11 protein-coding genes are annotated in these 11,313 nt (G+C 70.3%); 4 read left to right on the top strand and 7 right to left on the bottom strand.

Going from position 1 to position 11,313, the window contains the following annotated elements:
• The 3 genes from kaiC to VOI19_RS05640 form a co-directional block, all read right to left on the bottom strand.
• A partial coding sequence (gene kaiC / locus VOI19_RS05650; RefSeq protein ID WP_323791983.1) for a circadian clock protein KaiC occupies positions 1-1,524 on the bottom strand: 1,524 nt, incomplete at its 3' end.
• A complete protein-coding gene (locus VOI19_RS05645; RefSeq protein WP_323791982.1) occupies positions 1,521-1,865 on the bottom strand; it encodes a circadian clock KaiB family protein in 345 nt (114 codons plus the stop codon). The genes VOI19_RS05645 and kaiC, both read right to left, overlap by 4 nt.
• Entirely contained in the window at positions 1,862-2,230 is a 369-nt protein-coding gene (locus VOI19_RS05640; RefSeq protein WP_323791981.1) for a hypothetical protein, read from the bottom strand. The genes VOI19_RS05645 and VOI19_RS05640 overlap by 4 nt, the downstream gene beginning before the upstream one ends.
• 192 nt (positions 2,231-2,422) lie before the next feature.
• Here VOI19_RS05640 and VOI19_RS05635 point away from each other — a divergent pair, with 192 nt between their 5' ends.
• Positions 2,423-2,803 carry a response regulator gene (locus VOI19_RS05635; protein ID WP_323791980.1) on the top strand — a complete coding sequence of 127 codons (381 nt, stop codon included), beginning with the start codon at positions 2,423-2,425 and terminating at the stop codon, positions 2,801-2,803.
• Here VOI19_RS05635 and VOI19_RS05630 read toward each other — a convergent pair.
• Positions 2,772-3,401, bottom strand: coding sequence for a HAMP domain-containing sensor histidine kinase (locus tag VOI19_RS05630; protein WP_323791979.1), 630 nt, complete (start codon positions 3,399-3,401; stop codon positions 2,772-2,774). The two genes, VOI19_RS05635 and VOI19_RS05630, sit on opposite strands and share 32 nt — an antisense overlap.
• Complete coding sequence (locus tag VOI19_RS05625) at positions 3,398-5,248, bottom strand: PAS domain-containing protein (protein ID WP_323791978.1); 1,851 nt, start codon at positions 5,246-5,248, stop codon at positions 3,398-3,400. Before VOI19_RS05625 ends, VOI19_RS05630 begins: the two co-directional genes overlap by 4 nt.
• Before the next feature lie 111 nt (positions 5,249-5,359).
• Between VOI19_RS05625 and VOI19_RS05620 the strand changes: the two genes are divergently transcribed.
• Positions 5,360-6,349, top strand: a complete 990-nt coding sequence (locus tag VOI19_RS05620; protein ID WP_323791977.1) for a response regulator transcription factor — start codon at positions 5,360-5,362, stop codon at positions 6,347-6,349.
• Positions 6,350-6,351: 2 nt separating this feature from the next.
• On the opposite strand, the gene VOI19_RS05615 is transcribed toward VOI19_RS05620, so the two are convergent.
• Positions 6,352-7,614, bottom strand: a complete 1,263-nt coding sequence (locus VOI19_RS05615; RefSeq protein WP_323791976.1) for an alpha/beta hydrolase — start codon at positions 7,612-7,614, stop codon at positions 6,352-6,354.
• A gap of 107 nt (positions 7,615-7,721) precedes the next feature.
• Between VOI19_RS05615 and VOI19_RS05610 the strand changes: the two genes are divergently transcribed.
• A complete protein-coding gene (locus tag VOI19_RS05610; protein WP_323791975.1) occupies positions 7,722-9,191 on the top strand; it encodes a wax ester/triacylglycerol synthase family O-acyltransferase in 1,470 nt (489 codons plus the stop codon).
• 20 nt (positions 9,192-9,211) lie between these two features.
• Here the strand turns inward: VOI19_RS05610 and VOI19_RS05605 are convergent, their stop codons facing one another.
• Positions 9,212-10,120, bottom strand: coding sequence for an alpha/beta hydrolase (locus tag VOI19_RS05605; protein ID WP_323791974.1), 909 nt, complete (start codon positions 10,118-10,120; stop codon positions 9,212-9,214).
• A 107-nt stretch (positions 10,121-10,227) separates the two neighbouring features.
• Here VOI19_RS05605 and VOI19_RS05600 point away from each other — a divergent pair.
• Positions 10,228-11,313 (top strand): acyl-CoA dehydrogenase family protein (locus VOI19_RS05600; protein ID WP_323791973.1); only part of this gene is annotated, 1,086 nt, incomplete at its 3' end.

The raw sequence follows: 11,313 nt of genomic DNA, 5'->3' as shown, positions 1-11,313 counted from the left end.
CTCCAGGTCTGGGCTGGCCTCGGCGACGCTGCGCGGGGCTCCGGACAGGATCCCGGTGACTCCGCGGAACGGCCCGCCGATGTTCATCCCCGTCTCGTCGACGGTGAACTCGTGGATGCGCTTGTCGTGCGTCGAGCCGCGCAGCTTGAGGACGGCGAAGCCGCGACGGATCTCGCCGCCCATCTCGACGTAGCGCAGCAGCATGATCATGTCGGTCAGCGTGGAGATGTGGGCCTCGGTCAGCGACTCCCCACCGAGAAGCGTGCGTGCCGTGGCCGTCATCAGGGCCGCGATCTGACGATGCTTGATGAAGGAGGTGAGCCCGATGAGGAACTCGCGGAAGCTGCGCTCGGTGGAGATGCGTTCCAGCGCACTGAGGCTGTCGATCGCGATCCGCGTGGGCTGGTACTCGTCGACCGCGTTCATGATGGCGACGAGGTGGTCCTCGAGCGAGCGCATCTCCGGGTAGATCGCCTCGACCCGCAGGGTGCCCTCCTTCTCCAGCGCGGTGAAGTCCCGTCCCCAGCCGGCCGCGTTGCGGAACAGCTGGGCGCGGCTCTCCTCGAAGGAGAAGATCAGCGAGCGCTCGCCGCGGCTGGCGCCGCCGTCGATGAACTCGGTCACCAGCAGGGTCTTGCCGGTGCCGGTGGCGCCCGAGACCAGGCTCACGGAGTCGCGGAACATGCCCCCGGCGCACATCTCGTCCAGCTCGTCGAGACCGGAGTGGATCCGCGTCATCGAGGACTCCGCGTCGAGGGCGGTGCCCTCGAGCGTGAGCACCACGAGGCCCTGTCCCGCGAGGATGGTCACCGGGAACTCACCGGTGAGGTGGTCGACGCCGCGCATCTTGAGCACCTCGAGGGTGCGGCGACGGGACTCCTCGGCCAGGGTGTTGCGGAGCACGAGCACGTTGTCGCACACGTACTCCTCGACGCCGAAGCGACCGATCTCGCCGTGCTCGGCGCCACGCTCGTTGGTGAGGATCGAGGTGACCTTCATGGCGCGCAGCGCGTTGGACACACGGAGCATCTCGCGCCGCACGATGTGGGCGTCGTCGTACCGGGTCATCAGGGCGCCGAGGGAGTCGATGGCGACCCGGGTGGCGCCGGTGGTCTCGACCGCGTGCTTGATGCGCGCGATGAGGGCGGAGAAGTCGAAGGCACCGACGACCTCTTCCTCGATGCCGGGATCGTAGGTGGCGTCGACGAAGGTCCAGGTGCCGTCGGCCTCGTGAGCAGAGATGCCGAAGCCGAGGGACTCGGCGTTCTCACGGATGCTGTCGGGGGTCTCCTCGCAGGTGACGAAGACCGCGGACTCGTCGTGGTCGCGGATCCCGCCGACGAGGTACTGCAAGGCGAAGATGGTCTTGCCGCTGCCGGCGGTGCCGCTGACCAGGGTCGTGCGGCCCATGGGCATGCCGCCGCGCAGGATCTGGTCGAGTCCGGGGTGTCCCGTCGGGACCTTGACGATGACGGGCTGCCGGCCGGGCGTGGCGGAGATGAGGGGCTGGTCAAAGGCGGTCATGGCGCGGTCTCGTCTCGGGAGTCGGGAACGTGGAGGTCGATGGCTGCGGCGAGGCGCGGGAGGTCGTTGAAGTCCCCGACCGCGCGTCGCTGGGGCAGCGGCTGCATGCGCATCACCATGGGGGTGGCCAGCACCGAGGCTGCTTCTGCGAGGTCCGGCCGCTCGAGCACGTCGATGACCTCGATCTTGTGCGCGTCCGGGATGGCGCGCTCGCAGAGCAGCGTCAGGTTGCTGATGGCGCGTGATGACCGCGGCGACTCGCCCGCGATGAAGAGACGGAAGTGGTAGGTCCCCCCCGAGGCCCCCGCGTGCGCCTCGCGAGGGGACTGACTGATGCTCATCCCAGGCCGGAGTGCTGGTCGCGCAGGGCGCGATCGCGGTACCGGTCCGAGAGATGACCCAACACTTCGATGAGCACCAGCTGCGCCGCCAGGATGACGGCTTCGGCGCGCTGCTGGCTCTTGCCGCGCGTCAGGTTCCTGACGGCGCTCACGTGGAGGTCGGCCACCTCGCGAGCGGTCACGGTGGTGCTGCTCAGCTCGTCGGCGAGCACGAGGGCACGCTGGCCGACCTCGAGGTAGCCGGCCTTGCCGCGTTCCTCGATGCGATCGACGATCAGGGTGCGATAGATCCCCTCGAGCGCCTCGCGGTCGTCGGTGAGGCGGTCGGCGGCGGTGACGCTGTGCAGCGTTCGGTGCTCAGTCATGGCTGTGGTACCTCCTTCCCAGGACCCTTCCAGGGCGACGTGAGGGAACCATGTGCTCTGTGCGCGGCCGTGTGAGGAAGGTGTGAAGTCGGCTTGCAGATAGGGCCGCGAGCCGAGGTGCGCGACCGCTATCCTCGAGGTGAGGGCGGGCGCGTACGTGTCGGGAGCCCCGTCTAGTGGAGGTCGAATCGCATGGCAGTGGTACTCGTGGCCGAGGACGACCCGGACGTCCACGTCCTGCTCGAGATGCTCCTGATGGCGGCCGGCCACAGCACCCTGATGGTCCGCGACGGCGCGACCGCTCTCGAGATGATCGAGGCGTCCCCGGAGATCGACCTGGTGCTGCTCGACGTCGCGATGCCGGGCGAGATCGACGGCCTGGGTGCAACCCGGGCGATCCGCTCGCGACCTGGTTCGGCCGAGCTGCCCGTGCTCCTGCTGAGCGCTCGCTCGCAGCAGGAACACATCCAGGAAGGTCTGGACGCCGGGGCCAACGACTACGTGGTCAAGCCCTTCGACACCGACACGCTCCTGGCGACGATCACGTCGTTGCTCGAACGTCGCGCCTGCTGAGTCCCGGCAGCTCGACGCGCACGGTCGTCCCGGTGGCGATCGACGACTCGACGTGGACCGAGCCACCGTGCTCCTCGACGACGCTGCGCACGATGCCCAGCCCCAGCCCGGTGCCCTGCACGGCTGACTTGACCGCGGAGGCACTGCGGAAGAACGGCTCGAAGAGGCGCGACAGGTCGTCGGGACTGATGCCGATCCCGTTGTCCCGCACCTCGAGCACCGCCACGTGGTCGCGGTCCGGATCGGTGGTCACGACCACCTCCACCAGGCCTCCGTCGGGCGTGAACTTCACGGCGTTGGAGATCAGGTTCTCCACGACGCGCTCGAGACTCTCGCTGTCGCCGATCACCTCGATGATCTCGCCGACCGGGAGGTGGGTGACCACGTCGAGGTCTCGACCCCAGCGCAGGTGACCGACCCCGCTGATCGCTCGTTCGACCACGGCTGTCAGGTCGACCGGATCGGTGAGGCGGCGGGTGCCGGTGGACTCCACGCGCGAGGCGGTGAGCACGTTCTCGATGAGACTCATCAGGCGCCGTGCGCCGCGATCGACCCGGCCGAGCATCTGCGTCTGGGTCTCGTTGACCGGCCCGGTCACGCCCTGCGCGAGCAGGTCGGTGAACCCGATGATGCTGGTGATGGCGTGCGCAGCTCGTGGCTCACGGTCGCCAGGAACTCCGACTTCGTACGGTCGAGCTCTTCGAGCCTGAAGACGGCCTCCTGCTCCCGCTCGAGGGCGGTGCGCAGCAGGTCGTGCTCCTTCTGACGAGCCGTGATGTCCTCGGCCACCGCCAGGTAGCCGATGACGGTGCGGTCGGCCTCGCGCAGCGGGCTCAGGTGCACGTTGACCCGCACCGGGCGGCCGTCGTCGGTGCGCCAGGTCCAGTCGCCGCGGTCGGGGAGGCCCGTCGTGCGCGCACGCTCGACCAGAGCGTCGAAGCCGCTGGGGGCGTCGGTGGCCAGCACGTGGCGTCGCAGGCTCGCAGGGTCGTAGAGATCGGTGAGGAGACGACGCCGGCACAGGGCGCGGGTGGTGGTCCCCAGCATCCGGGCCGCGCCCTGGTTGGCGTAGGTCACGGCGCCGTCGACGTCGCACGCGACGATCGCGGTGCCGGTGGCGGCCGCGAGGAGCGCCTGGGTGAAGTCACGCTCGCGCTCGAGGGCCTGGCTGGCCAGGCGGGCGTCGGTGAGGTCGACCAGCTGGGCGACGATGAGGTTGCCCGAGGAGGTGTCCGGGACCCAGGAGAGTGCGAGTCGCACACAACGCGACTGCGGGGTGTCGAGCCAGAGCTCGCGCTCCCACCCGAAGATCTCCCCGGCCAGCATCCGGTCGACCGCCTCCGCCACCTCGGTGCGGTGCGCTCCCAGGCCGGTGGTCCAGGTCTTGCCGACGAGCTGCTCGGCCCGCACCTGGAGCAGCTCGGCGGCCGGCGGGTTGATGTCGAGCACGACCAGTCCGTCGACCGACGGACGCACCATCACCATGCCGATGATCGACTCGGCCAGGCCACGGCGGTAGGTCTCCCGGCTCGCCAGGGCCTGGTCGAGGGCCACGGCGCGTTGGTTGATCGCGATCGAGAGCGGCAGCGCCAAGAGGGCGATCACCACGACGTCGAGCTGCACCAGGGCACCCATGGTCGCGGGGGAGAGGCCGGCGGAGGCAAAGGGTCCGCCGCCCTGGGCCGTCAGCAGGGTCACCAGCACGCCGACGCCGACCGAGACCACGGCTTGGTTGCGCAGCGTCAGCACCTGGGCTCCGAGCACCAGGAACACGAAGGGCACGAAGGCGATCGGGAGGTCCTGGCCGAAGGAGTGCACCAGCGCGAAGGCAGAGACCGTGGCGACGACTGTTCCGACTCGAACGGGACGCGACCAGCCGCGAGCGCGACTCGAATCGGGGTCGGTGAGGAGGAGCAGCAGGGGCAGCACGAGCACCTGCGAAGCGCCGTGGGAGGCCATCACGTCGAGCATGACCACGAAGAACGGCCCGTCGAGCATCCAGGCGACCACCGCAGCCGCGGTAGCCCCGGCCACCGCGGCACCGGTGACGCCGGCCATCAGCAGACGACCGAAGTCCTCGCTGGTGCGGAGCCAGGGCCGTGAGCGGAAGGCGCCGAGGACCGCAGCGACGGCCAGGGCCTCAGAGGCGTTGACGAGGCCGAAGAGCAGGGAGACGCTGACGTCCCGGCCGCCGACGACGTTGGCCAGCGCGGTGACCACCGCGATGGCCGGCACGTAGCCGAGCCACGAGCGCGGCGAGGTGAGCACGAGGAGCCCGGAGGCGGCGCCGGCCGCAGGCCACCACGACGCGACTCCAGAGCCCACCGGGGCGAAGGCGACAGCCCCGACGCAGAGCCCGAAGATCGCCACGAGAGCCAGCGCGCCGGCACGCACGTGCGCCGTGCGCCGCGGGTCGTGCACGTCGACGACGGGGACGTCGCTCACAGGGGGCCCTTCTTCCGTAGCCGGGAGTGCTCACTCTGCCCGGTCGCGCGTCAGATACGCGTGAGTGTGAGATCGGACCGTGTGAAGATTATGTGAGGAGTCGGCTGCCCTATGCTCGACTCCATGATCCGGGTTCTCGTGGTGGATGACGACGTCCAGCTCACCCGAGCACTGTCTGCGGCCCTCCAGCGTGAGGACTTCGACTGCACGGTCGCGGCCGACGCCACCTCCGGGATGGAGCAGGTCGCGCTGACCGACCCCGACCTGGTGGTGCTGGACCTCCGGCTCCCCGACCAGGACGGTGTCGACGTCGTACGACGTCTGCGCACCTGGACCGCCGTCCCGATCCTGATCCTCTCGGGAGTCAGCGACCAGGGCCGTCGCGTGGACGCCCTCGACGCCGGTGCCGACGACTTCTTGCAGAAGCCGTTCGGGCTCGAGGAGCTGAGCGCGCGGATGCGCGCGATCGTGCGGCGTGCCCAGAGCTCCGCCGACCACCGATCACCCCTGATGTCCTTCCCCGGACTCGACATCGACCTGACGGCACACACCGTGCAACGGTCGGGCGAAGAGGTGCGGCTGACGCCGAAGGAGTGGCGCCTGCTCGAGGTGTTCGTCTCCCACCCCGGTCGGCTGCTCACGCACACCTGGTTGCTCCAGGAGGTCTGGGACGACGGCTACGGCGACGAGACCCGCGCCGCGCTGCGCGCCCACGTCCGCACGCTGCGGGCCAAGCTCGGCGACGACGCCAACGACCCCAGCTTTCTACGCACCGACAGCGGTTCTGGCTACCGTTGGATCGCGGAGGAGTCGGTCGAGGAGAGCTCGGGCGGCTCGGCACCGCCTCCGCGGACCGGCTCCGACGGCGAGGACGCCGCCGATGCCCTGAGGATCGCTGCTCTCGGCACCGGTGACGTCACCCATGAGCTCAACAACGCGCTCACGGCGCTCCGGCTGGCTTCACGGCTGCTGCGGCCCGAGCCGTCCGCTGACGGGTCCGACAGCCCGACCCTCGCGGTCTCGCTGCGTGTCGACGAGGTCCTCGACCGGGTCACGCGTCTCGCCGTCGAGCTCGAGCGCCGCGCTCACTCCGCCTCCTAGAGCTAGGCCTGAGAGGTCTCACTCAGCTCGTCGCGGTGGTCGAGGCCGGCGCGCCAGGTGTTCCAGTGCCAGTGCAGGTAGCGGTCGATCGCACGCACGATGTGCGCCGAGCGGATCGAGGGAAAGGTGTCGAACGCGTGCTGCGCCCCCGGCAGCTCCGCATACACCACGCTCTTGGACGACGTCTCCTTCAGCCGGTCGACGAAGGTGCGCGCCTGCCGGACGTCGATGAGGGTGTCGACCGATCCGTGGATGACGAAGAAGTCCGGGGCCTGCTCGGTGATGCGGGCGAGCGGCGAGGCTGCCTCGAACGCCGCCGGGTCGTCGTCGTACGACGTCTGCAGGACCTTGGGGCCCAGGAAGCCGTCACGCATCGTGGTGACGCCGGGCAGGTCGGTGAGGCCGGCGACGTCGTAGACGCCGTAGTGGGGCACGGCGCACTGGACCGAGGTGTCGGCGTCCTCGAAGCCGGGCTGCCAGGCGGGGTCACCCGCGGTGAGGGCCGCCAGTGAGCACAGGTGTCCGCCGGCGGAGCCGCCGGTGATCGCCAGGTACGACGGGTCGCCGCCGTAGGCCGCGATGTGCTCGCGGATCCAGGCGATGGCCTGCTTGACGTCGACGATGTGGGCGGGGAAGGCGTGTTTCGGCGCGAGGCGGTAGTTGATGGCCACGCAGATCCAGCCCTTGGCTGCGAGGTGACGCATCAGGGGCAGACCCTGCTGCTCCTTGGTGCCGATCGTCCAGGCACCGCCGTGCACCTGCAGGAGGACCGGGGCTCCGCTCACGTCGCCGGCCGGCCGGTAGATGTCGAGGAAGCCCCGCTTGCCGTTGGCGTTGTAGGCGATGTCGCGCTCGACGACGATGCGCTCGTCGGGCCGGGAGCGGAACGGGTGGACCAGCGAGCGCCAGGGGGTGGCGAGGTCCTTCGGCGTGGGGCGGGCATCGAGCGCATCGAGGTAGTCGCTGCCCAGCGCGTCAGCCAGCGCCTCCTCGGCGACGTGAGCGCTGCGGCGACTCTGGGCGATCAGGTGGGCGAGTCCCGCAGCGGTGCCGGCCGCCAGTGCGAGCCCGATCGGGTCGGGACGGCGGCCGGGTCGCACCTGGAGCGTGGTGTCGGTGGCGATCGCGGCGAGGAGGTGCGGTGCGAGCTCGCCGGTCAACCAGCCGGCGAAGAACGACGGGATGCCGGTGCGGGGGCCGGGAACCGGTCGGACCGCGTTGGCGGTGAGTGCTGCAGCGACGAGCTGGCGTCGACGAAATCCCATGGACGTGAATCTAGGCGACGATCCGGGCGTGACCGGATCGGCCGCGAATCGTTCACAGGCTGAAACGTGTTCCACTACGCGCCACCCCCCACTTTGAGGATGAGCACATGGATCGGTTGTCCGGACTCGACGCGAGCTTCCTGTACCTCGAGACCCCCGCCCAGCTGATGCATGTCTGCGGGGTCATCGTCATCGATCCGTCGACGATGCCCCAGGGCTACTCGTTCGACGCCGTCCTCGCCGGCATCGACGAGCAGGTGCGCGACGTCGCGGCGTTCACGCGCAAGGTGCGTCGCGTGCCGATGGGCCTCGACCACCCGATCTGGGTGCAGGACAAGCAGTTCGACATCGAGCGCCACGTGCACCGCCTCGCGCTGCCCAGCCCGGGCGGCTACAAGGAGCTCATCTCACTCACCTCCCACCTCGCCGGCCTGCCGCTGGACCGGTCGCGGCCGCTGTGGGAGATGTGGGTGATCGAGGGCTACGACGACGGCAAGATTGCGATCTTCTCCAAGATGCACCATGCGACGGTCGATGGCGTCTCCGGCTCCAACCTGATCTCGCACCTGTGCTCGTTGGACCCCGAGTCGGCCCCGCTCGCCCTGGAGGCGGGGGGATCCCACGGTCGGGACGTGGGGAAGCGCGAGCTCTTCGGTCGCGCGCTGGTGACCAAGCTGGCGCTGCCGGTTCAGGTGGCCAAGATCGTCGGGCCCACCGCCGAGGGCGTCGCCCGCACGGTTTCCCGCGCGCGTCAGGGCACCGCCATGGCCGCCCCTCTCACCGCGCCCCGCACGTCGTTCAACGGCACGATCACCGGGCACCGCAGCATCGCGCTGACCGACATGGACCTCGAGGTCGTCCGCTCGATCAAGTCGGCCACCGGTACGACGGTCAACGACGTCGTCCTCGCGGTGTCGGGCGGCGCGCTGCGCTCCTACCTCGAGGAGCGGGGCGAGCTGCCGACCACGTCGCTGGTGGCCTGCGTTCCGGTGAGCGTGCGCGAGCTCTCGCGCCGCGCCAAGGGTGCCAACAAGGTCTCCTCGCTGTTCACCAAGCTCGGCACCGACATCGAGGACCCCCTCGAGCGGCTCCAGCAGATGTCGCACGACAACCGCAACGCCAAGGAGCACCACCAGGCGATCAGCGCCGACTCACTGCAGGACTGGGCCGAGTTCGCAGCCCCGCGGACCTTCGGCCTCGCCGTGCGCGCCTACGCCGGGCTGAGGCTGGCCGAGAAGCACCCCGTCGTGCAGAACCTCGTCATCTCCAACGTGCCCGGACCGCCGATCCCGCTGTTCTTCATGGGCGGTCAGATCACGGCGCTCTACCCGCTCGGCCCGGTGTTCCACGGGTCGGGGCTGAACGTCACGGTCATGTCCAACAACGGCGAGCTGCACGTCGGCGTGATCGCGTGCCGTGAGTCGATGCCGGACGCCGAGGCGCTCGTACGTCGGTTCCCCGAGGAGCTCGCGCGCCTGCGCGACGCCGTCACGGCGCTCGAGGCCACTGCGACTCAGATCAGCAGCGCCCGGAGCACCCGCGCCAAGAAGCCGCGTGCGCGGACGACCGAGAAGTAGTCGAGGAGCAGGGAGCGCGTTCAGTCGCGGTGGAAGTCGCGGCGCCGGGCATTGACGGTGGCGACCGCCTCGAGCAGGGCCGGCACGAACTTCTCCGACTCCATCACGCACGCGGCGTGGCCGGAGTCGACCTCGTGCACCGTGGCCCCCGCGATCGCGCGGGCCAGGGCGTGCTGGCGGGCTGCCGGGATGACCCGGTCGCGCGTCGTCACGACCACGGCGGTGGGCACGTCGATGCGCCCCAACCACGGGCGGGAGTGGTGACGCCCGAGCGCGGCCAGGGCCTGGCCCACGGCCCAGGGGCTGGTCGACCTGAACTCCGCCAACGCCCACTCGCCCATGTCGTTGGGCGTCAGGTCGGCGGCGGCTGCGGCCGCGCGGGCGGCCCGCGTCACGGTGGCTGAGCGCGACAGGCCACGCAGCCCGAGCATCGTGGTGCCCATCCCGGTGAAGAAGCCACGCTCGACCAGGCTGAGCTGGAACTTGTCGGTGGTCGAGCACAGCACGAGCCCCTGGATCCTGTCCGGGTGCTGGCGCCAGACCCGCTGGGCGACGACTCCGCCCATCGAGTAGCCCGCCACGATCACGTCCTCGAGGCCGAGCTCATCGATGAGTGCGGCGACGTCGTCCGCGCAGTCGTAGAGGGAGAACTCCTGGTCGGTGATGCCCTGGCCGTGCCAACGCTGGTCCAGCGTCACGACCCGGAAGCGGCGCGCCAACGCGCCGATGGCAGGAAACCAGGTGAGCAGGCCGGTGCAGCCCAGGGCGTGGAGCAGCACGATCGTGGGGGAGTGCGCATCGGGCCCCGGCGTGTCGGTGACGTACGTCGTCCCGCGCCCGGGCAGCTCGACGAGGCGTCCCTCGGGGATCTGCACGAACGGGAGGTAGACCCGGTTGCGCATCATCTTCAGTGGGGAGAGGTTGCTCATCTGCTCTGCCGTTCCCTTGCTCGTCACCCTGGAGGGCATGGCCGCCTCGGACTAGAACAGGTTACAGTTTCGCGAACGCATGGGACGACAGGACCGAGGAGCGAGCTGTGGCAGTGGATGGATTCACCCTGACCGACCCCGAGTCGATCGAGGCCCTCGACGCGGTGCGCAGCGTCGCCCGTGAGGCGCTGGACCGCGACGCCGACTGGAAGGCGCTCGCGGCTGCCGGACTGCTCGCTCTCCCCGTGCCCGAGGCTCACGGTGGCGAGGGACTCGGCCTGCCCGAGGTCGGCGTGCTGCTGCGCGAGACCGGCGCTCGGGCCCTGCACCTCCCGGTCTGGGAGACCCTGTGCTGCGGGGTGCTGACCCTGGCCGCCCACGGCACCGACTCCCAGCGCGAGGCCCTGCTGCCCGGCGTGGCCAGTGGCGACGTGCTGCTCACCCCGGCCCTGCGCGAGGTGGGTCGTGGCCTCGCCGAGTCGGCCTCCGACCTGGCCACCACCTACGACGACGGCACCGTCTCCGGACGCAAGATCGCCGTCACCTTCGCCGACCAGGCCCGCCGACTGCTCGTCACCGCTCGGCACGGGGACGACGTCGTGGCGGTCCTCGTCGACCCGACCGGTCCCGGGGTCACCCTGCTCGAGTCGACCTCCTCGGCCCGCCTGACCACGCACACCGTGGTGCTCGAGGGTGCTCCCGCCGAGCTGCTGCAGGACGGCGCCGCCGAGCGCCTGGTGCACCTGGCCACGGCCGGTCTGGCCTTGACCGTCGCCGGCGTGGTCGCGGGCGCCCGCGACCTGACGGCGTCGTACATCAAGCAGCGCACGCAGTTCGGGCGCACCCTGGCGGAGTTCCAGGCCGTGGCGATGCAGGCGGCCGACATCTACATCGGCGCCCGCACGCTCGACCTCGCCGCCGAGAACGCCGCCTGGCGCGTCTCGAGCGGCCTCGACGCCGACGACGACCTGGCGGTGGCCGCCTACTGGGCGACCACCGAGGCGCCCCGGGTGCTCCACATCTGCCACCACCTCCACGGAGGCATGGGCGTCGACGAGACCTACCCGTTGCACCACTACTTCTCCTGGACCAAGGACGTCGCCCACGCCTTCGGCACCCACGCGAGCGACGTGCCGGTCGAGGACGCGGCGACCAAGAACCTCGAGCTCACCACGAGCCAGCGCGAGCTCAAG

It is taken from the genome of Nocardioides sp. (assembly GCF_034670285.1).
Classification (GTDB): domain Bacteria; phylum Actinomycetota; class Actinomycetes; order Propionibacteriales; family Nocardioidaceae; genus Nocardioides.
Note: the sequence above shows the minus strand (reverse complement) of the source record. Positions and strands in the feature narration are given on the sequence as shown.